Origin of the sequence: Bacillus sp. LK2 (assembly GCF_001043575.1) — a bacterium.
Taxonomy (GTDB): domain Bacteria; phylum Bacillota; class Bacilli; order Bacillales; family Bacillaceae_G; genus Bacillus_A; species Bacillus_A paramycoides.
Genome location: NZ_LDUK01000001.1, coordinates 74799 through 96880, shown reverse-complemented (window position 1 = coordinate 96880; position 22082 = coordinate 74799). Strand labels below are relative to the sequence as shown.

Genomic DNA, 22082 nt, shown 5'->3' with positions numbered 1-22082 from the left:
GATTCATTCTACAACCTTTAATAGACTCTTAGTCTATCAACCTTCTAATAATAATGATTTTGGATCTTCAAGCATATCTTTAACAGCAACAAGGAAGCTAACTGCTTCTTTACCATCAACAATACGGTGATCGTAAGATAGTGCAAGGTACATCATTGGACGGTTTTCCATACGCTCGTTATCGATTGCAACTGGGCGTACTTGGATTTTATGCATTCCTAGAATACCTACTTGTGGGCTGTTTAGGATTGGTGTCGACATTAGAGAACCGAACACGCCACCGTTTGTAATTGTAAACGTACCACCTTGTAATTCTTTTAATGAAAGTTTGTTATCGCGTGCTTTTTTACCCAATTCACGAATTTCGCTTTCGATTTCAGCGAAGTTTAATTGGTTAGCATCGCGTACAACTGGAACAACTAATCCATCTGGAGCTGCTACTGCAATACCGATATCATAGAATTTTTTAATGATAAGCTCATCGCCTTGAATTTCAGCATTTAATAATGGGAATTGTTTTAATGCTGCAACAACTGCTTTTGTGAAGAATGACATAAAGCCAAGACGTACATCATGTTTTTTCTCGAAAGCATCTTTGCGTTCTTTACGTAATTCCATGATTGCACTCATATCAACTTCGTTAAATGTTGTTAACATTGCAGATGTTTGTTGAACTTCTACAAGACGTTTTGCAATTGTTTGACGGCGGCGGGACATTTTCACGCGCTCAACTGGTTTTTCGAATTCAGTTTTTACAGCTGGAGCAGGAGCTGGACTTTTTGGAGCAGCTGGTGCTTCTTTTGGCGCTGCAGCATGAGCTTGTACATCATGCGGTCTCACACGTCCAAGTGGATCTGTGCTGCGCACATCGTTTAAGTCGATTCCTAATTCACGAGCCATTTTGCGAGCAGCTGGTGATGCGATAGGACGATTTGTATTTGGTAAACCTTGAAGAGCTTTATTTTGTTCAGCACTTTGCGCTTCAGCTTTTGGTGCTTCAGTAGTTTCTTGTTTTGGTTGCTCAGCAGCTGGAGCAGGTGTGCTTACTGCAACTGCTGCGCCATTAGCATCTAAAATTGCGATAGTAGCGCCAACTTCAACTGTATCTCCAGGTTCGCCTAGTAATTTCGATACAATACCTGAATCTTCTGCAATGATTTCTACATTGACTTTGTCAGTCTCAAGCTCAACAACGCTGCCACCTTTCTCAACTTTGTCGCCTACGTTGATAAGCCATTGTGAAATAGTTCCTTCTGAAATAGATTCTGCAAGCTCAGGTACTTTAATTTCGATCATTTTAAATGTCCTCCCCTTATTTGCCTAACGGTGTGTTTTGTCTTCTTTAATCTTCGGTAATCTCCATTTGTTAGCCCGACTTGGGCAGAATATCTGCCCAAGTCGAGCCTGAAAAATTCATTGTTACTTTCAGTTGCTGTAAACTTCAATTTCTTGTTTATCTTGACGGAAGTTGTACTTCGCGTCTAAAGCGTGCGCAACGATTAGTTCTTGCTCAGCTTTGTGAGCGAATGGATCGCCACCAGATGGACTAGAACGATCAGGGCGTCCAATATAACCTGTTTTCACTTTATCGCCAGCAAGTTCGAACAGAATTGGAGCCATGTAATGCCATGCACCCATATTACGAGGCTCTTCTTGAACCCAAATGATTTCTTCTAAGTTTTTAAAGCGTTTAATAATAGATTGAACTTTTTCAGCAGGGAATGGGTACAACTGCTCGATACGAACCATATGAACTTCATCTAAGCTGTACTCATGCTTACCATTGTCGATCTCTGCTGCTAAGTCAATCGCCATTTTACCTGTGCTTAAAACAAGACGTTTTACTTTGTTTGGTTTCATACCAAGGTTTTCTTGTTCTAAAGCAGGTTGGAAACGTCCTTCACTTAACTCACTACCTGTTGAAAGTGTAAGTGGGTGACGTAATAAACTTTTCGGCGTCATAATTACTAACGGTCGAACAGCTTCTGTTCCTAAGATAGATGCTTGACGACGCAAGATATGGAAGTATTGTGCCGCGCTCGTTAAGTTTGCAACTGTCCAGTTATTTTCAGCAGCTAATTGTAAGAAACGCTCTGGACGTGCACTAGAATGCTCTGGTCCTTGACCTTCATAACCGTGTGGTAATAGAAGAACTAAACCTGATTTTTGACCCCATTTTGCTCTTCCTGCTGAAACATATTGATCAAATAACGCTTGCGCAGTATTTGAGAAGTCACCGTATTGCGCTTCCCACATAACAAGAGTTTCTGGAGCGAATACGTTATAACCATATTCGTAACCAACAACAGCAGCCTCTGATAACGGACTGTTATGAACAGAGAATGAAGCATTGATATTTGGTAAACGATGTAATGGTGAATATGTTTCGTTTGTATCAGTATCGTGTAATACGATATGACGATGCGCGAATGTACCACGCTGTGAATCTTGACCAGTTAAACGAATTGGCGTACCTTCTTGTAAAATAGAAGCGAATGCTAACGACTCAGCAAGTGCCCATTCAATTTTACCGTTCTCTTCAAGAGCATCTTTACGGCGCTCAAGAATTTTCTTCACTTTTGGATATACGTTAAAGCCTTCAGGCCAAGATAATAGACCTTCATTAATTGCACGAAGTGAGTCAAGTTCAACACCAGTGTCAATCGGCTGGATGCCTCTTGCAACAACATCTGGAACTTTAACGTGAATTGTTGCAGCACTTGTATCAGCAGGTGGTACTTGTGCGTATTCAGCTTTTAATTGCTCTTGTATAAACTGAGTAATTGTTTCAACCTCATCTGCATTTAGAACGCCAGCAGCTTGTAATTGATCTGCATAAATTGCTCTTACAGTTGGGTGATTTTTAATCTTTTTGTACACTTGTGGCTGCGTAACTGCTGGATCATCCATTTCGTTATGACCGTAGCGACGGTAACCGATTAAATCGATTAAGAAGTCTTTTTGGAACAGCGTACGATATTGGATCGCAAGGTTAGCAGCAGCAAGACAAGCTTCCGGATCATCAGCGTTCACGTGAACAATCGGAATGTCGAATCCTTTTGCAAGGTCACTCGAATATTTCGTAGAACGAGAATCATAGCTATCAGTCGTAAAGCCGACTGCATTATTTGCGATAACATGGATCGTTCCGCCAGTTTGATATGCGTTCAATCTGCTTAAGTTCAATGTTTCAGATACAATACCTTGACCAGGGAATGCAGCATCACCATGAACTAAAATTACGAATGATTTTGAAGTATCTTGTTCTGGAAGACCAGATTTTTTACGGTTTTCTTGAGCCGCACGTGCGAAACCTTCCACAACAGGATTAACGAACTCAAGATGACTTGGGTTATTTGCTAAAGTAACGCGAGTGCTAACTTCTTCATTACTAACGACTTGTTCTCTACCTAAATGGTATTTCACGTCGCCAGTCCAGCCAGCATTTGCCTTTACGCCCTCTATTTTTGCATGTTTGAACTCAGCAAACATGTGACTATATGGTTTCTCTAATACGTGAGCAAGTACGCTTAGACGACCGCGGTGAGCCATACCAATCATGACATCTTCTACGCCGCCTTTAGCACCTTCTCGAACAATTTCATCTAATACAGGTACAAGCATATCAACGCCCTCGATAGAGAAACGCTTTTGACCAACGAATGTTTTATGCAAGAATTGCTCGAAACCTTCAACAGCTGTTAAACGTTTTAAAAGAGCAGTTCGTTTTTTATTTGATAATGGTTGACGCAATGAATTTGATTCCACCATTTGATGCAACCACGCGCGTTCTTCACTATCTTGTATATGTGAAAATTCATAAGCTAAAGATTTTGTATAAACGTCTTTTAATCTATGAATTACATCAAGTGCAGTGTGAATACCTTCTGGTGCATCTTGCCATACTGTTTTAGCTGGAATCGCTTTCAAATCAGCATCGCTAAGTTCGCTCATTGCTTTCTCGATAAGAGATTGTCCATTTGCAGCATCTTCCATTGGATTAATGTGAGCCAACGTATGCCCGAAAGAACGAATCTGCTCAACAAGTTGAACGACTTTAAGAATTTTTTCAATGTTTCCAGTGTTTTGAGGAGAAAAATTTGTTGCTGTGTTGTCCCCTGTTACGACATCATCTTGGAACGAAGGAGCTCCAAAAATTTCAAAAAGCTCTTGTAATTCCGGATCAACAGAACCTGCTCCAGTTACGTAAAGATCATACTGTTCAATAACATAACCAAGGTTCGGACCATGGAACTTGGCCCAAGGGTTTGTCGTTGTATTCTTCCTCGTCATTTGTTTAAACCTCCCAATGCATATAATCCTTTTCCATACAAAAAGGTGCATTTTGCTCTTTTCAATAATTGATGAACCAATAATCAATGTAAATGTTTTCTTTACTCTTATGTTATTACAATAATTTACATAATACCAAACACTATTACTTATCTGTTTTGTAAAAAAACATTCACAATAACTTATCACCCAAGTTAATCTTTAATGTTATAAAGTAATTTTACAGAAAAAGGGGGTGGATATATTTGGTATACCTACATTAATAACTATAATTGTTGCATTTAAATATAGGTATAATCGTTGGAATGTTTCGATAAAAACGCGTTCGAATTATGTATATTGAAATAATAAGCGCTTTCATTGATATTATACAACAATACAACGGAATATAGTATAAAAAATAAAAAATTATGAATTTAGCATAAACTTTATTTCGATAGTGTTAAATATTAAAAGGAAAATGAAGGATTTCTACAAAAAAAGTGGCTATACATAAAAAATGCTTCATAAACCGTTAGTTTCTATAAATATGGCGAAAAACACCGTAAAAACAACAGCGCATTTCATTGAATAAAGAGAAGAATGAAATGGTTTAAAAAGATAAAACAAATATGGAGATATTAAATTTTTATAAAAGCGGGGAGGAAATATAGTAACGGATATATACATTGTTCCATGTTTCGTTTCAAAATAGACGTGTTGAAATTGAAAAAGTTTCTTCTATATAAATAGAATGCAAAATAATCCATATGCATGTAAAGGAACCTTGACGTAAAGGTTCCTTTACATATATACTCGTTATAAAGAAGGAGGGAGAAATTTCCTTGGAAAATAAAATGGTCGAATACAGAAAGAAACTTGGACTATCTCAAGAAAAATTGGCTGAAAAGCTAGGGGTTTCCAGACAAACCATTATCTCAATTGAAAAGGGAAAATATGATCCATCACTTCCGTTAGCATTTGAAATCGCAAAAGCATTTCAGACAACGATAGAACATGTCTTTATTTATGAAGGAAAAGAAGAGGGGGAGTAGGAATGAATTATTCACAAAAGTACTTTGTTGTTATGGGAATTATTTTTCTAGTTATGAGTGGATTTATGATATTAACAGGTATAATGACGCATTCTGCACCACCAGCTATAACTTATCCATTACTTGCGATGATGATCATGTGTTTTTGCTTAAGCTACTTGCACCCGCAATTTAAAGAAAAAGATGAGCGAATGAAACTCATTCGTTATAAAGGAATGTTCTTCACCTTTTTTGCACTAACGGCATATTATCTTCTTTTCTCTATTGGTTTAAACTTAAAAGTAATTACACCATCTGCAACTGAACTATTGAACATATTAATGGCACTAACGATGAGTACAGTCTTTATCTCATTTGTTGTTTTGTCTAAAAGATATTAAGATGTAAGAGAGAAAGGAAGATTAACAAATGCAAATGATATACGCTTTTGGTATAGGGCTTATTTTATTTTTAGCTGTATTCTTATTTATTCGTAAAGACGTTCAAGGTGGAACGTTAACGAAAAGAGGATTTTATAAATTAATCGGCTGTTTAGTCGTTATGTTTATAGCGATCGTTGTGTTAGTTGTTTTAATTAATAAGTCATTATAGAAATTAAAAATGGGACCTTACATTTAGTAAGGTCTTTCTTTTTGAAATTAAAACTAAAAATTACCATAAGAACTATTTACTGACTATATCGTGTATTATATAATCCAATAAAATGATAGGTAAGGAGAATAGTATATGAATAAAAAAACTATCTTCTTTTTATTAACATGTTTACTACTTGTAGCTAGTATTACTTATATAGTATGTAACAAGAGAGAACAAGTACCACCTATATTAGTATGGGAGGATCAGGAATACTACGTTACAAATGAACCTGCAAAAGCAGAAGAAATTGGGCAAAGGCTTGGCGAAGTTACAAAGAAAATTGAAACAAGTAAAAGACCTACTAAAAATAGTGAATTCAACACATTACAAGAGAAAACAGAAGTATTTACAATGATTGAAAAAGAAAAAGATAATCAATCGTCTTTAATCATAAAGGAACCTTATAAAGATGAAATTGTACTCGCCGCTTTTAATAAAGGTGGAGAAATTATGTGGGGGCATTTTAATGCCGCAATAGAGGGTAAGAAGATGGCGCAAATAACCATTCTACTAAACACTTAAATGATTAAATAACTACTGATACAAATGATGATTCTACTAAAGTTTTGCCTAAAACTGGTGGTAGTAATCAAACTATATGGTTAAATTCATTAGGTGCTCTGTTTACAGCTTTAGGTAGTGTTTTCTTCTTCTCAAATAAACGAAAAAGAAATGCTGCACAAAGGAAGTAATAGTAAATGAAAAAAGTAATAATGAATTGAAAGCACTAGCATGTACTTGGAAATCTATTATTTGGATGACAAGTACATGCAGTGCTTTTTTATTTATATTCTATTATCAATTCTTCATGAGGCATTATTTTGCTTGAGGTTACACTGTTTTAAAAAAGGTTTTTTAAGAGCATATGCTGTATATAGTTATTATTTACTTCGAAAATATTACTAATTTAGGAGGAACAATAATGAAAGCGATTACTGAAGGTGTTTTATTATGGGAACCATCGCAGTATCAAATTGAAAAAGCAGGGGTCAGTTTTTTTATGAAATGGCTCAAACAAGAGAAGGGTTTATCTTTTGGAAATCAAAAGGAGTTATGGGAATGGTCTGTTAAGGAACTTGAATCGTTTTGGGAAAGCATTTGGAGCTATTGCAAGGTCCAATCTAATACGCCTTATAATCAAGTTTTGGAATCAAGAAAGATGCCTGGGGCAAAATGGTTCACTGGTGCTACATTAAATTATGCAGAACATGTCTTTCGAGGTGGTAGAGGAAATAAGCCAGCGGTAATTTTTCAATCAGAAAAGAATCAGAGAACTGAAATAAGCTGGAAAGAACTTCAGGAAAAAACTGCAATGGTTGCAAATTCGTTAAAACGGTTAGGTGTAAAACCAGGGGATCGGGTTGTTGCCTATATGCCTAATATTCCCGAAACCATAATTGCTTTTTTAGCATGTGCTAGTATTGGAGCTATTTGGTCTAGTTGTTCTCCGGATTTTGGGACGGGTACTGTTATTGACCGATTTAAGCAAATTGAACCGACTATTTTATTTGCTGTTGATGGGTATGCTTACAACGGTAAAATTCAGAATAGACTTACAAATGTTTCGGAACTTCAATCAGAACTGTCTACTTTAAAGAAGACAATTTTAATTCCATATATCAACAGTAATGATTTTAAGTTGAATGGTCAGACAATGTATTGGAATGACATCTTATGTGGGGATTCTGAGCTTGTTTTTGAAAACGTTCCATTTGATCATCCTCTTTGGATATTATTTTCTTCTGGAACAACAGGTTTGCCAAAACCAATTGTGCAAAGTCAAGGTGGGATACTATTAGAACAGCTTAAGACATTATTAGTTGAACAGGGTGTTAACCAAGATGATGTGTTCTTTTGGTTTACAACGACAGGATGGATGATGTGGAATCTTTTAGTAGGTGGTCTTCTGGCTGGAGGTACCATTGTTTTATATGACGGTAGCCCATCTTATCCTAGTATACATATATTATGGGATCTTGCAGAAGAAGTTGGTGTTACTTTCTTTGGTACAAGTGCTGGTTTCTTAAGTGCATGTATGAAATTTGGAATTAAGCCAAAAGAAAGACACAGTTTTTCAAAGTTAAGGTCTATTTGTTCAACTGGTTCACCTCTACCTATAGAAGGATTCTTATGGGTATATGAAAATGTGAAAAAAGATGTATGGCTTGTTTCAACGAGTGGAGGAACTGACGTATGTACTGCATTTGTTGGTGGTTCACCTATATTACCTGTTTACGCAGGAGAAATACAAGCTCGTTCTTTAGGTGCTCACGTACAATCATTCGATGATGAGGGAAAAGCAGTTATCAATGAAGTTGGGGAATTGGTTATAACTGCTCCGATGCCATCCATGCCACTTTATTTTTGGGGAGATGACAATAATAAACGTTATCTTGAAAGTTATTTCGATGTATATCCAGGCACTTGGAGACATGGTGATTGGATTAAATTTGATGATAAAGGCAGTTGCGTCATTTTTGGACGATCAGATTCCACTATTAACCGACTGGGGGTACGCCTAGGAACTAGTGAAATCTATCGCGTGGTTGAGGCTCTAAATGATATTATGGAAAGCTTAATAATTGATTTAGAACTCCTTGGGCGGAAATCATATATGCCTCTCTTTGTAGCGTTAAAACCAGGAGTAACTATGTGTGATGACTTAAAAGAAACAATACAAGCTGAAATAAAAGAAAAGGTTTCACCCCGTTTTGTCCCCGACGAGGTGTATGTAGTAGAGCAGATTCCAAAAACATTAAGCGGAAAGAAACTAGAAGTCCCAATTCGTAAGATTTTATTAGGATTTCCGGCGGAAAAGGTAGTTAATCCAGGTTCCATGGCTAATCCTGAATCATTAAGTTTCTTTGTGGATTTAGCACGAATAATCAATGAGTAAGAATAATAGTATTTTTTGATGAAGCAAGTATCTCTGCTCAAATGAGTAGAGATACGAATTTTTTATAAAGACAAACGGGAAGAATAAAAAATATAATAAAACAGCTATATCAAAGATTCGCTTTCATGATTTACGGCATACGTATGCAACCTTGTTGTTGGTGAAAGGTGTGAATGTAAGTTAGGGCACAGTAATATCAAAATCACATTAGATACTTACTCGCATGTGTTGCCAACGATGCAAGAGGAGGTAGTTAATAAAGTAGAAGAGATTTTGTGGGTAATGTGACCGATGGCCCTTATTCTTATAGAGTATGAAAGTAAATAAATAAAAACCGCATCAAATGTTGATTTGACACGGTTTCTACAAATATGACCCCGACTGGTCTCGAACCAGCGACCTCCACCCTGTCAAGGTGGCGCTCTCCCTGCTGAGCTACGGGATCTTCAGAAATACTTATGTAATAGAATCTTTAATTGCGTTAAGGCAATTATAATGAATTAACTGAAATTTTACAATATTTTTATAGTAAGTTTTTAAAGGGGAAGCATGTGCAATCATACTAGTAGTGAATAAAGGAATAATTAATAAGAAGGGAATTTAATAGAAAGTAGGTTTTGAATGTAGCTGTTATATTATTTCCGATACCAATCCAAAGGACTTTCATCACTTAAATCAACAAGAAAAGGGAATAAGAAGTGTAAAGGTAAGCTTATAAGTTCTGGCATAGCGTTCAATGTTTTCTTTGATAGATATTGTCTTCCGAAACAATATGGACAATCTTTTTCAAAAGTCACGAGTATCGACCATACATCTTTTATTTTCCACTTCGTTTTACAATATGTACAACGCGCCATGGAGTTCCTCCTCATTTTAATGTTTTCTAATATATTCCATTTTATTGTACTAAAGTCAAGTGTATTTGGTGTGATAAAATGTAAGTTGTTTTGTTTTTATATGGATGTATTCAGTAATTTATGACCAATTATATATCGGATGAAGGTTATGTAGGATAAGAGATTTTTATTTTTAATATTTAAATTGGCCAATATATCCTTTTTACAATTTTCAAGAAATCATGTATAACAGAAGTACAAGATTATTTTATAAATATACAGGAGTAGAGGGAGAATAGTTGTAATGGTAAGAAAAACGTTTAAGATGCGTGTGTCTAGAAATAGAACGATTTCGATTAATGGTTCGATTCTTGATGTGGATGTTACACATGATGAGTTTTTGCAAGAGTTTGTTGAGTGGGTCGATTCTAAAGGTTGGTCATTTATGGGGATGACGGATGAGATTACGGCCGAGGAAGCTGGACAAAAGTTAATAGACTCGTTGATCGATGAGAAGGATAAGAAAGAGTAATTCCTTCTTATTTTTTATTGTATATTTATGTTCTTTATCGTAAAAATATGATATAGTAAAAAATAGTGAATATTCTTCCAATTTAATACAAATTACATATAGATTGGTAGAGTCATTTGATAGAGTGTGAAAGTAAAGTGAAAAGGGAGAGTCATATGGTTAATTTTAAGAAAATTTCGGCTTTTGTTATAGTTATTTGTTTATTTTTTTTGACACCTATGACGTTATATGCTGAGACGAATGTTGGAGTGAATCCAGAGCAAGTGGCACCACCACCTGCGGAAGGGCCAAATGTATTTAGTCAGTTTGCGACTACGATTGATGCGAAAACAGGAGATGTCCTATATGACAAAAATGCACATCATCGTGCGTTTCCTGCTAGTATGACGAAAGTGTTAACGGCGATTTTGCTGATGGAGCATACGAAGCCAGAGGATCAATTTACGTTTTCACAATTAGCATTAGATCAAGAGAAGAGTAATTATCAAATTGAGTTTCAAGCTGGTGAGACTATTAATAGAGATACTGCACTTATGATTTTAATGGTGTTAAGTGCGAATGATGTATCGTATGCGATTGCGGAGCATATTGGAGGAAGTGTTGAAAATTTCGCCAATATGATGAACGAAAAGGCGAAGCAATTAGGAGCTAAAGATAGTCATTTTGTAACGCCAAACGGGTTGCATGATCCGAATCATTATACGACGCCGTATGATATGGCAATGATTACGAGAGGTGTGCAAAAGTATCCTGAAATTTTGCAAGCGATGAATACGAAAAGAACGACGGTTACGACATCTAGGCAGACAGTATCTATTTTTAATAAGTCTACTTATTTTGAAAATCCATATAGTATTGGTGGTAAGACGGGTTTTACGAATGAAGCGCGTAATACGCTCGTTTTATTAAATGAGAAAGATGGAAATCGCATAATAAATGTAGTGATGGCTTCTCAAAGACCTGAAATTTATGAAGATTTAAAGCAGATGGCTGAATATTCTTTTGGCCAATTTGCGAAACAAACTGTACTAGATAAAAATAATTGGCATCAAAAGACAACGTATTTAAATAAAGATGTTGATAGTGAACTTGAAAAAAGTGTAGATCTTATGCTTAAGAAAGATGAAGGGAAAAATGTGAAAACTACTTTCCGAGCGGCGTCATTAGATAAAGAATCTTTGTATCATAAAGGAATTCATCGTGGTGAGATAGTTGGTGCAGTTGATATTACGAAAAACAATCAAACGATCGCGACTATTAACGTTCTTTCAAAAGAAGATGTTACTTTTGCGATGCCAAAAAAAGATACAGTGGAGCCTGAAGTGAAGGACTCGAATGTAAAAATGATAAGTATTGGAATAGGAAGTATTGTATTATTTGGCGCACTACTGTATGTAATTTTGCGTCGTAATAAACAAAGGGTTAAATCAGATGAAAAGTAAGTTGTTATGAAGACTGCGAAGAAATTTGTTCGCAGTCTTTTTGCTGTAGTCGTATGTATGTAAAAGAACATGATTAATTGGAAGTTACGATTTAACTAATTATTGTAAATTTTCGCATTGCAATTCTTATATGTTCGTTATATTATTTATATATGTTCTTGTTAAAGAACAAATCGAGTGTTAATAATTTCAAAATAATATAAAACAGTAGAGAGGGAGAGATACGATGAAATTAGTTTGGAAGATTATTAGCAACGTTATCTCATTTGTTTTATTTGCATTGATGGTTTTTTTAGCTTTTGTAGTTATTTCGTCAAAAGCGAGTGGCGGGGATCCGACTGTGATGGGATATCAATTTAAAACAGTGTTATCAGGATCGATGGAACCGACATTTTTAACAGGATCAATTATTGCGATAGAGCCAACTAAAGATGGTTCTAAATATAAAAAAGGCGATGTTATTACGTTTAAAGAGAAAGATAACAAAATTATCACTCACCGTATTATCGGTGTGAAAGATATAAATGGAAAAGTAATGTATGAAACAAAAGGGGATAACAACAACGGAGCAGATTTAGAGCCAGTACTTGCAGAGAACGTAATTGGAAAGTACGGAGACATTACAGTACCGTATGTTGGTTATTTACTGAATTATGCGAATTCAAAAGCGGGAGCTGCATTACTTCTTATTATTCCTGGAGTCTTTTTACTTGGCTATTCCGCAATTTCTATTTTTGGTGCTATTCGTAGTATCGATGGAGAAAAGAAAGATAAAAAAGTAGAACAATCCGTATAGTTATTTTGGTTATATCTTCCTATTAGGAAGTTAACAAATATATATTATGGGGGATTTGGACATGACTTTAAAGAAAAAATTAGGAATGGGTATCGCATCAGCAGTACTAGGAGCAGCATTAGTTGGTGGAGGAACATTTGCATTCTTTAGCGACAAAGAAGTGTCAAATAATACATTTGCGGCTGGTACACTTGATTTAGCGGCAAACCCATCGACAGTTGTTGATGTATCGAATTTAAAGCCTGGCGATACAATTAAAAGAGATTTTAAACTAGAAAATAAAGGCTCTTTAGACATTAAAAAAGTTTTACTAAAAACAGATTACAAAGTAATCGATGCGAAGGGCGACAATAAAGATGATTTTGGTAAACATATTAAAGTAACATTCTTAAAAAATGTAGATAAGCATGAAACAATTGTAAAAGAAACAACGCTAGATAAATTGAAGGGTGACACACTTACAGCGGTAGATAATGATTTATCTGCTTGGTTCTGGGATGAAAAAGGTATTTCTGCAGGTAAGTCGGATAAATTTACAGTGAAATTCGAGTTTGTTGATAATAAAAAAGACCAAAATGAATTCCAAGGCGATAAACTAAATTTAACTTGGACGTTTGATGCACAACAAACAGATGGTACAGAAAGATAATATAATATAAAAGGGGCTATCACCTTGATAGCCCCTTTTACAGTTAAATAGCGTGGATTGGAATGTATTTTCTAGGATATGGCTATCATTTTGTACAAGTCTTTATTATAATGAAAGTAACGTTCTGTATAAAGAACGCATTGTTCGATGGGAGAGATTCAGATGCTGAAAACACCTCGCAAATTAAAAAAGATGCTTATATTGCCGTGTATGTGCTCTATTACGTTTTATTTAGGCTCTCAAATGATGACGTATACAGAAGCTGCATTTATTCATGAAACGAAAGTAGAAGCCACTCTTTCTACAGCGATTATATTTCCGAAAACAGTTGATACGTTAAAAGAGCAAGCTGAGCAACATAAACAGTATATTGAACATGAGTATGGAGAAATGAAAGCGAAATTGAAAGTTACTTCTATTGAAGAAATAGAACAGGCAATTGTTGTATGGCAGCAAGGACGTGAGAAAATTGCTTCTGAGAAGGAGGCTTTACAAAAAGTATATACTTTAATAGAAACTCCTTACAATCAAATACAAGAAGAATTAAAAGTGAATAAAAGTGAATCAATTCAGCAAGTATCCTTGTATGTGAACGAAGGTTTTCATAGCATTAAAGAGAAGCGTGATTATGTTGATAAAGAGGCTAGTTTGCCAGCAATTGATGAACAAATTCAGGCTCTACAACAACTATTAAAAGATGAAACGGTAAAGAAACAGAATGAAATAGAAGAACAGAAGAAAGCAGAAGAACAGAAGAAGGTAGAAGAACAGAAGAAAGCAGAAGAACAGAAGAAGGTAGAAGAACAGAAGAAGGTAGAAGAACAGAAGAAGGTAGAAGAGCAGAAGAAAGCAGAAGAACAGAAGAAAGCAGAAGAACAGAAGAAAGCAGAAGAACAGAAGAAAGTAGAAGAACAGAAGAAAGCAGAAGAACAGAAGAAAGTAGAAGAACAGAAAAAGCTAGAAGAACAGAAAAAATAGAAACAGATAAACAGTCTGATCAAATGGAGTATGAAAAGGCTACTGCAACGGCTCCAGTGAAACAGCTGGAAAATAATAATGTGGTGCAAGAGAAAACGAATGAATAAGCTGCAAATAGCTATGAAAATATTAATGTTTATATGAGTGTGAGGGAACGTCAGCCCTCACCTCTTTGTCTTACTCTCTTTTTTTATAAAATGTATTTGAGTGTGGAACAAGTGCTAAATTAGTAAAGTATTAACCTTGTGTTTTCTGAAAAATCAAAACAATATTGAGAAATAAAAATACTTGAAAATATATATTGTGTTTACATAGATTTGTTCGTTATAATGAACTTAAGGTTTTTAAAAAAGAACAAATATTAGCTTAGCTAATATAGTTTTAGTTACACCTCTTATTTATATAAGAGATAGCAATGTAAAAATACAAAAAACAGCTAGGGGGAATTGATTGTGAGTCTGAAAAAGAAATTAGGTATGGGAGTTGCATCAGCAGCATTGGGGTTATCTTTAATTGGTGGAGGAACATTCGCTTACTTTAGCGATAAAGAAGTATCAAACAATACATTTGCAGCTGGGACGTTAGATCTTACATTAAACCCTAAAACGCTTGTAAATATTGATAATTTAAAACCAGGGGATTCTGTTAAGAAAGAGTTCTTATTAAAGAATAGCGGTACTTTAGCGATTAAAGACGTTAAATTAGCGACAAAGTATTCTGTGAAAGATGCAAAAGGCGATAATGCTGGAGAAGACTTTGGTAAGCATATTAAAGTGAAATTCATTTGGAACTGGGATAAACAAAGTGAACCTGTTTATGAAACAACATTAGCAGAATTACAAACGTTAGATCCAGACGTTGTTGCTAAAGATGTTTTTGCTCCTGAATGGAGTGAAAAAGGTGGTTTAGAAGCTGGATCAGAAGACTATCTATGGGTACAGTTTGAATTCGTAGATGATGGTAAAGATCAAAATAAATTCCAAGGCGATTCATTAAACTTAGAATGGACATTCAACGCGAGCCAAACAGATGGCGAAGAAAAATAATAAATCAAAAAGCGGGTATCTCCCGCTTTTTTTTTATAAAGAAAAAAGGAGCGCTAGTCTTATATGCTCCTTCATATATATTATTTTTGATTTTGCTTCCACTGTGTAAATTCTAGAAATTCACGGAATTGTTCTTTTGAGACACCGGAGCTCATTGCATCTTTAACAAGTTGTGTCCATTCGGAGTCCAGGTGGCTTTCCGTTGTTGTTTCATCATGAAGTAAAGTATCAACTGGAATTTGTAGAACTGCTGCAATTTTTTCAAGAAACTGAATGGAAGGGTTTTTTTGTAAATTCCGTTCTATGGAACTAATGTAAGATTTAGCGACACCAGCTTTTTCGGCGAGTTCTGTTAATGAAATCCCTTTTTGTAAACGAAGGCGTTTTATACGTTCTCCAATCATATTTGCGCACCTTTCTATCAATGTGTAGTCGTCTTATGATGTCATTATTATAACATAAACTTCGTTAAAAAGAACGAGGCTATTGTGCTTGGCTCGTTTGCTTCATACGTTGCAAAAAGTATTCGATCTCTTGCAGGGCAATACCAGAATCTAGGGCTTCAAGTATTAAATCAATCCATTCTGGATCTAGTGAGTCCGCCTTATCTTTGTACAAGTGTGATTCCTCCCTAATTATTGGTCATAATTGCAGCTACATAGTAGACGATAATTGAACTGAATTTTATATTTATGTGTCAAATTATCGAATATTGTGTAGATAAAATCCCCATTAAATTCCCTCAGTAAAAATTATAAAGTGTTCGCTATAATTTATCAATATTTTCAGAAAACATTAATAAATTGTGATATATTCGTATACTAACTAAGAAATTTTTACAAATATATTAAAAAAATTACATAATATGACTAAATATTGAAAAAATATTGAATTTTTAATAAAATTTAATATGTAATACATATTTTTTATTAGGGGAGGAAATAAGGGATGAAAAAGAAACCATTTAAAGTGTTATCAACAATTGCTTTGACAGCTGCTTTAGGCCTTTCATTTGGCGCTGGAAGCCAATCTGCGTATGCAGAAACGCCTGTGAATAAGACAGCTACGAGCCCAGTTGATGACCACTTAATCCCAGAAGAAAGATTAGCAAATGCGCTAAAAAAACGTGGGGTAATTGATCAGTCAGCTTCAAGTGAAGAGACAAAAAAAGCGGTCGAAAAGTATGTAGAGAACAAGAAGGGTGAAAATCCTGGCAAAGAACAGGCAAATGGGGACCAACTTACAAAAGAAGCATCTGACTTTTTAAAGAAAGTAAAAGATGCAAAGGCAGAGACGAAAGAAAAATTAGAGCAGCCAGCAAACGGGACTGCAGCAGGAACAGGCCCAGTTAAAGGCGGACTAAATGGTAAAGTACCAACTTCACCAGCAAAACAAAAAGAGTATAACGGTGAAGTTCGTAAAGATAAAGTACTCGTTTTACTTGTAGAGTACGCTGATTTCAAACATAACAATATTGATAAAGAACCTGGCTATATGTATTCGAACGATTTTAATAAAGAACATTATGAAAAAATGTTATTCGGTAACGAGCCGTTTACGTTAGATGATGGAAGTAAAATTGAAACGTTTAAACAATATTATGAAGAACAATCTGGTGGTAGCTACACAGTGGATGGAACAGTTACAAAATGGTTAACAGTTCCAGGTAAAGCAGCTGATTATGGTGCAGATTCTCCAAATGGCGGCCATGATAATAAAGGACCAAAAGGACCACGTGATTTAGTAAAAGATGCACTAAAAGCAGCTGTAGATAGCGGTATTGATTTATCAGAGTTTGATCAATTTGATCAATATGATGTAAATGGAGATGGAAATAAAAATCAACCAGACGGTTTAATCGATCATTTAATGATTATTCATGCGGGTGTTGGACAAGAAGCTGGTGGCGGTAAATTAGGCGACGACGCAATTTGGTCACATCGCTGGACAGTTGGACCAAAGCCATTCGCAATTGAAGGAACAAAAGCGAAAGTTCCGTATTGGGGCGGGAAGATGGCTGCATATGATTACACAATTGAGCCAGAAGATGGCGCAGTTGGTGTATTCGCACATGAATATGGTCATGACTTAGGTCTTCCAGATGAGTATGATACACAATATAGCGGTAATGGTGAGCCGGTTGAAGCTTGGTCTATTATGAGTGGCGGAAGCTGGGCTGGTAAAATCGCAGGAACAACGCCAACAAGTTTTTCACCGCAAAATAAAGAGTTTTTCCAAAAAACAATCGGTGGTAGCTGGGCGAATATCGCAGAAGTAGATTACGATAAGTTAAACAAAGGTATCGGTTTTGCAACGTATTTAGATCAAAGTGTTACGAAGTCGGATCGTCCAGGTCTGATTCGTGTTAACTTACCAGATAAAGATGTAAAAACGATTGAGCCAGCATTCGGTAAACAATATTATTACAGCACAAAAGGTGATGACCTTCACACAAAAATGGAGACACCGCTGTTCGATTTAACGAATGCAACGAATGCGAAATTCGATTTCAAGTCATTATATGAAATTGAAGCAGGTTACGATTTCCTTGAAGTACACGCTGTAACAGAAGACGGTAAACAAACGTTAATTGAACGTCTTGGTGAGAAAGCAAATAGTGGAAATGCAGATACGACAAATGGAAAATGGATTGACAAATCATACGATTTAAGTCAGTTCAAAGGTAAGAAAGTGAAATTAACATTTGATTACATTACTGATGGTGGTCTAGCATTAAATGGATTCGCTCTTGATAATGCGTCATTAACAGTAGACGGTAAAGTTGTATTCTCAGATGATGCAGAAGGTACACCACAATTAAAATTAGATGGTTTCGTTGTATCTAATGGAACAGAGAAGAAAAAACATAACTACTATGTAGAGTGGAGAAACTATGCTGGTGCAGATAAAGCATTGAAATTTGCTCGTGGTCCAGAATATAACACTGGTATGGTGGTATGGTATGCGGATTCAGCGTACACAGATAACTGGGTGGGTGTACATCCAGGACACGGTTTCCTTGGTGTAGTTGATTCTCACCCAGAAGCAATTGTAGGAACTTTAAATGGTAAACCAACAGTTAAGAGTAGTACACGATTCCAAATCGCTGATGCGGCGTTCTCATTCGATAAAACGCCAGCTTGGAAAGTTGTATCTCCAACGCGTGGAACGTTCACGTACAATGGTTTAGCGGGCGTACCGAAGTTTGATGATTCTAAAACGTATATTAATCAGCAGATTCCAGATGCAGGACGTATTTTACCGAATCTTGGTCTGAAGTTTGAAGTAGTAGGACAAGCTGATGATAATTCTGCAGGTGCTGTTCGTTTATATCGTTAATACAGTAAAACTACCGAGGGATTTTCTTTCGGTAGTTTTTTTGAGCAATGAATTTTATATAAAAGAAAAAGTTATATATAATGTAACTTTACGAATAAAAAAGTTTTATATGTTATTTCTATATAAATAATGAAAGAACTGGATAAAAATAGTGGGAGAAGGTGAAGGAATGAGTATTTCTTCTATTGTAAATAAGCAAAAGGAATATTTTTATAAAGGGCATACGAGAAGTGTAGAAATAAGAAAGAGTAATTTACAGAAGCTTTATGATGGGATTCAGCGTTTTGAGGATGAAATTTTTCAAGCACTGAAAGTAGATTTAAATAAGTCAATTCACGAATCGTTTACAACTGAAATCGGATATGTGCTAAAAGAAATTTCTTTTCAAATGCAACATATTTCATCATGGAGTAAACCAAGACGTGTTCGAACAGCTCTTACGCATTTTGGATCAAAGGGGAAAATAGTACCAGAACCGTACGGTGTAACGCTTATTATCGCACCATGGAATTATCCGTTTCAATTAGCAATCGCACCTCTTGTTGGAGCCCTAGCAGCGGGAAACACAGTTATTTTAAAGCCTTCTGAGTTAACGCCAAATGTTTCAAAGGTTCTTGTGAAAATGTTAGAAGAGTTATTTACAGAAGAACTTGTGGCGGTAGTAGAAGGTGGTGTTGAAGAAAGTACGGCTTTGTTAAAGGAACCATTTGACTATATTTTCTTTACAGGTAGTGTTGGTGTGGGGAAAGTTGTCATGGAAGCAGCGGCGAAAAATTTAACGCCTCTTACGCTAGAACTTGGCGGGAAAAGTCCATGCATTGTACATAAAGATGCAAAGCTAGATGTAACGGCAAGACGTATTGTTTGGGGCAAGTTTTTGAATGCTGGGCAGACATGTGTAGCACCTGATTATATGTACGTTCATTCGTCAGTGAAAGAACAGTTAATCAAGGCATTGCGACATGAAATTGCAGAGCAGTATGGAAAAGATGCTTTACAAAATGACAGTTACGTACGAATTGTGAGTGAGCGTCATTTTGAACGTTTATGTACATTTTTACAAGACGGTAATCCAGTGATTGGTGGGAATTATAAGAAAGAAACGTTACATATTGAGCCGACAGTATTAACAAATGTTACATGGCAAGACTCTGTGATGGAAGATGAAATTTTTGGCCCGATTTTACCAATACTAGAATATGACAAAATAGAAGATGTAATTGAAACGATTCAGCAACATCCAAAGCCGTTAGCACTATATGTATTTTCTGAGGATAAAGGTGTACAAGAGAAGGTTACTAGAAATATTTCATATGGCGGAGGATGTATAAATGATGTTGTATATCATCTTGCAACGCCATATTTACCTTTTGGGGGCGTTGGAAGCAGTGGATTAGGAGGATATCATGGTAAAGAAAGTTTTCGAACTTTTTCCCATTATAAAAGCATTTTGTCCCAATCTACAGCGTTCGATATGAAAATTCGTTATTCTTCTACAAAAAGTGCTTTAAAATTTATACGAAAGTTGTTAAAATGATGATGGTGTTTATCAGTAGGCGTAGCCGTATGATAAAAGCCCCTTCGCAATGGAAGGGGTTTTTCTGTTCGACATATGTATCGTGCGAAAATGAATCAAACATACTACATAAAGAATAGAAGAGAACGCTTGCTAAATAACCATTTTTGTTTGGATCGAAACAAAAAATAGTCTATAGAACATAAATATTTATTCATGAATATAAAAATTTAAATTTAAGGTAGATAGGACGGGAAAATGAAAAAGATTATTAAAGTTGAAGCAGTAGAAAAACATTTTGGAAATCAAGTGATTATCCCACCTCTTTCTTTAGACATTAAAGAAGGAGAATTTTTAACGATTTTAGGACCGAGTGGTTGCGGGAAAACGACTTTACTTCGTATGATCGCGGGTTTTGAAACTCCAACTAAAGGGAATCTTTTATTAGACGATGAAAAAATAAATGATTTGCCGCCGTATAAGCGTCATATGAATTTAGTGTTCCAACATTACGCACTATTCCCACATATGAATGTCGAAAAAAATATTTGTTTCGGTATGAAAATGCAAAAAGTACCAGCAGCAGAACAGAAAGAACGTGCTGAAGAGGCAATGCGTTTAACGCAGTTACTTGAGTTCCGTAATCGTAAACCTTCGAAGCTTTCTGGTGGGCAGCAGCAACGTGTAGCAATTGCTAGGGCAATTGTAAACAACCCACGTGTATTACTATTAGATGAGCCACTTGGAGCGCTTGACTTTAAGTTAAGAAAAGATTTGCAACGTGAATTGAAAAACTTACAACGTAATTTAGGAATTACGTTCATATATGTAACGCACGATCAAGAAGAAGCGATGAGCATGAGTGATCGTATTGTCGTTATGAATAAAGGGCATATCGAACAAGTCGGCACGCCTAAAGAAATTTATAATCAACCGAAAACGTTGTTCGTTGCAACGTTCATCGGTGAAAATAATATCGTGAAAAATGGGGAAAACTACGTAGCAGTTCGCCCTGAAAATGTAAAAGTTCGTTCGGTTGAGCAACCAATTTTAAAAGAATACCATCTTGGGCATATTGAAGATATTGAGTTTGTTGGAAATATGGAAAAGCTTTATGTACGTGATGAGAAAACATCGGAATTACTAATGGCATACCAAACTGCTGAAGAAGCAGCGCAGTGGAGCATTGGAGATAATGTATACGTAGGCTGGGAGCAAGAGGACGAGGTGACCTTAAATTGAAAAAAGGGAAATTACTCGCATTACCTACGGTCACGTGGCTGTTAATCTTTTTCTTATTTCCGCTTCTATTCGTATTAGCATTCGCCTTTTTACAGCGCGGAGCATACGGGACAGTGGAAATGCAGTTTACGCTAGATAATATAGTGCGTGTGTTTGATCCGCTGTATATGGGTACGTTATGGGAAACAGTAAAGATAGCTGTTATTACAACAGTACTATGTTTATTAATCGGTTATCCATTTGCGTATACAATTACAATTGTTGATCGTAAATATCGTTCCATTCTATTATTATTAGCAACGATTCCATTCTGGATTAACTTCCTTGTTCGTTCATACGCATGGATTGTTATTTTACGTTCACAAGGTCTTGTAAACACATTGCTATTGAAACTAGGTATTATTAGTGAGCCTTTAAATTTACTATATAATACACCTTCTGTAGTACTAGGGATGGTTTATTCTTTATTACCATTTATGATTTTACCAGTGTATGCGGCTATTGAGCAGCTTGATAAGCGCAAGCTAGAAGCAGCTTATGATTTAGGTGCAACACCAGTAAAGGCGTTTTGGAATGTAACATTACCGATGACAATGTCAGGAGTTGCTACTGGTTCTATTTTAGTATTCGTTTCTTCTATTGGAATGTTTGTTGTATCAGATGTAATGGGCGGATCGAAAGTAGCATTAATCGGAAACGTAATTCAAAACCAATTCTTAGGTGCGCGTGACTGGCCGTTTGGTTCTGCGTTATCAATTATCGTTGTTCTATTCTCTGTTCTGTTAATTTACTTATATTATCGTGCAACGAAGGTATATAAATATGATGAGAACGGAGGGGAATAGGC

20 protein-coding genes, 1 tRNA gene and 3 pseudogenes are annotated in these 22082 nt (G+C 35.8%); 18 read left to right on the top strand and 6 right to left on the bottom strand.

All coding sequences use genetic code 11. The features are described 5' to 3' along the window. Positions 1–36 precede the first annotated feature (36 nt). Together odhB and odhA are read right to left on the bottom strand one after the other, a co-directional pair. Positions 37–1296, bottom strand: a complete 1260-nt coding sequence (odhB, locus tag VK90_RS00505) for a 2-oxoglutarate dehydrogenase complex dihydrolipoyllysine-residue succinyltransferase (protein WP_048369566.1) — start codon at positions 1294–1296, stop codon at positions 37–39. Positions 1297–1425: 129 nt separating this feature from the next. Then, positions 1426–4293: a 2-oxoglutarate dehydrogenase E1 component gene (gene odhA, locus VK90_RS00500; RefSeq protein ID WP_048369565.1), complete on the bottom strand. Its 2868-nt coding sequence runs from the start codon at positions 4291–4293 to the stop codon at positions 1426–1428. Between the two features lie 824 nt (positions 4294–5117). Here odhA and VK90_RS00495 point away from each other — a divergent pair. The 8 genes and pseudogenes from VK90_RS00495 to VK90_RS30470 all read left to right on the top strand — a co-directional run. Next, on the top strand, positions 5118–5327 hold the full coding sequence (locus tag VK90_RS00495) for a helix-turn-helix transcriptional regulator (RefSeq protein WP_025149193.1): 210 nt from the start codon (positions 5118–5120) through the stop codon (positions 5325–5327). A 2-nt stretch (positions 5328–5329) separates the two neighbouring features. Next, positions 5330–5707 (top strand): hypothetical protein, encoded by a 378-nt coding sequence (locus tag VK90_RS00490; RefSeq protein WP_048369563.1) that lies wholly within the window; start codon positions 5330–5332, stop codon positions 5705–5707. A 28-nt stretch (positions 5708–5735) separates the two neighbouring features. Next, positions 5736–5918 (top strand): DUF3976 domain-containing protein, encoded by a 183-nt coding sequence (locus VK90_RS00485; RefSeq protein WP_048369561.1) that lies wholly within the window; start codon positions 5736–5738, stop codon positions 5916–5918. 135 nt (positions 5919–6053) lie between these two features. Next, positions 6054–6377, top strand: a pseudogene (locus VK90_RS00480) (hypothetical protein); the annotation flags it as partial. Continuing rightward, a pseudogene (locus VK90_RS31305) lies at positions 6369–6473 on the top strand (TetR/AcrR family transcriptional regulator); the annotation flags it as partial. The pseudogenes VK90_RS00480 and VK90_RS31305, both read left to right, overlap by 9 nt. Before the next feature lie 20 nt (positions 6474–6493). Then, positions 6494–6655 carry an LPXTG cell wall anchor domain-containing protein gene (locus VK90_RS31300; RefSeq protein WP_082147716.1) on the top strand — a complete coding sequence of 54 codons (162 nt, stop codon included), beginning with the start codon at positions 6494–6496 and terminating at the stop codon, positions 6653–6655. Between the two features lie 230 nt (positions 6656–6885). Continuing rightward, positions 6886–8859 carry an acetoacetate--CoA ligase gene (locus tag VK90_RS00475; protein ID WP_048369558.1) on the top strand — a complete coding sequence of 658 codons (1974 nt, stop codon included), beginning with the start codon at positions 6886–6888 and terminating at the stop codon, positions 8857–8859. Between the two features lie 103 nt (positions 8860–8962). After that, a pseudogene (locus tag VK90_RS30470) lies at positions 8963–9147 on the top strand (tyrosine-type recombinase/integrase); the annotation flags it as partial. An 84-nt stretch (positions 9148–9231) separates the two neighbouring features. On the opposite strand, the gene VK90_RS00470 reads toward VK90_RS30470, so the two are convergent. Next, positions 9232–9304: transfer RNA gene (locus tag VK90_RS00470), tRNA-Val, on the bottom strand. Positions 9305–9494: 190 nt separating this feature from the next. After that, positions 9495–9716 carry a hypothetical protein gene (locus VK90_RS00465; RefSeq protein WP_048369557.1) on the bottom strand — a complete coding sequence of 74 codons (222 nt, stop codon included), beginning with the start codon at positions 9714–9716 and terminating at the stop codon, positions 9495–9497. 283 nt (positions 9717–9999) lie between these two features. Between VK90_RS00465 and VK90_RS00460 the strand changes: the two genes are divergently transcribed. The 6 genes from VK90_RS00460 (at position 10000) to calY (ending at position 15138) form a co-directional block, all read left to right on the top strand. Further along, entirely contained in the window at positions 10000–10227 is a 228-nt protein-coding gene (locus VK90_RS00460; RefSeq protein WP_000251863.1) for a hypothetical protein, read from the top strand. Between the two features lie 155 nt (positions 10228–10382). Further along, on the top strand, positions 10383–11669 hold the full coding sequence (locus VK90_RS00455) for a D-alanyl-D-alanine carboxypeptidase family protein (protein ID WP_048369555.1): 1287 nt from the start codon (positions 10383–10385) through the stop codon (positions 11667–11669). A 226-nt stretch (positions 11670–11895) separates the two neighbouring features. Further along, positions 11896–12465: a signal peptidase I SipW gene (sipW, locus tag VK90_RS00450; RefSeq protein WP_002170927.1), complete on the top strand. Its 570-nt coding sequence runs from the start codon at positions 11896–11898 to the stop codon at positions 12463–12465. Positions 12466–12526: 61 nt separating this feature from the next. Next, positions 12527–13114 carry a CalY family protein gene (locus tag VK90_RS00445; protein WP_048369551.1) on the top strand — a complete coding sequence of 196 codons (588 nt, stop codon included), beginning with the start codon at positions 12527–12529 and terminating at the stop codon, positions 13112–13114. A gap of 162 nt (positions 13115–13276) precedes the next feature. Continuing rightward, positions 13277–14092 (top strand): DUF4047 domain-containing protein, encoded by an 816-nt coding sequence (locus VK90_RS00440; RefSeq protein WP_048369550.1) that lies wholly within the window; start codon positions 13277–13279, stop codon positions 14090–14092. A 452-nt stretch (positions 14093–14544) separates the two neighbouring features. Further along, the gene (gene calY, locus VK90_RS00435) at positions 14545–15138 is read left to right on the top strand and encodes a biofilm matrix protein CalY (protein WP_048369548.1); all 594 of its coding nucleotides are present in this window, start codon (positions 14545–14547) and stop codon (positions 15136–15138) included. Between the two features lie 80 nt (positions 15139–15218). Here calY and VK90_RS00430 read toward each other — a convergent pair whose 3' ends face one another. Both VK90_RS00430 and VK90_RS00425 read right to left on the bottom strand, forming a co-directional pair. Continuing rightward, positions 15219–15542, bottom strand: a complete 324-nt coding sequence (locus VK90_RS00430; RefSeq protein WP_002170931.1) for a helix-turn-helix domain-containing protein — start codon at positions 15540–15542, stop codon at positions 15219–15221. 79 nt (positions 15543–15621) lie between these two features. Next, positions 15622–15756, bottom strand: a complete 135-nt coding sequence (locus tag VK90_RS00425) for an anti-repressor SinI family protein (protein WP_048369547.1) — start codon at positions 15754–15756, stop codon at positions 15622–15624. A gap of 330 nt (positions 15757–16086) precedes the next feature. Between VK90_RS00425 and inhA1 the strand changes: the two genes are divergently transcribed. From inhA1 to potB, 4 genes are all read left to right on the top strand, one after another. Further along, the gene (gene inhA1 / locus VK90_RS00420; protein ID WP_048369545.1) at positions 16087–18477 is read left to right on the top strand and encodes a M6 family metalloprotease immune inhibitor InhA1; all 2391 of its coding nucleotides are present in this window, start codon (positions 16087–16089) and stop codon (positions 18475–18477) included. 169 nt (positions 18478–18646) lie between these two features. Continuing rightward, entirely contained in the window at positions 18647–20014 is a 1368-nt protein-coding gene (locus VK90_RS00415; protein WP_048369543.1) for an aldehyde dehydrogenase, read from the top strand. 237 nt (positions 20015–20251) lie between these two features. After that, complete coding sequence (gene potA / locus VK90_RS00410) at positions 20252–21235, top strand: spermidine/putrescine ABC transporter ATP-binding protein PotA (protein WP_025151015.1); 984 nt, start codon at positions 20252–20254, stop codon at positions 21233–21235. After that, on the top strand, positions 21232–22080 hold the full coding sequence (potB, locus tag VK90_RS00405; RefSeq protein WP_025151014.1) for a spermidine/putrescine ABC transporter permease PotB: 849 nt from the start codon (positions 21232–21234) through the stop codon (positions 22078–22080). Before potA ends, potB begins: the two co-directional genes overlap by 4 nt. Positions 22081–22082: the final 2 nt, after the last annotated feature.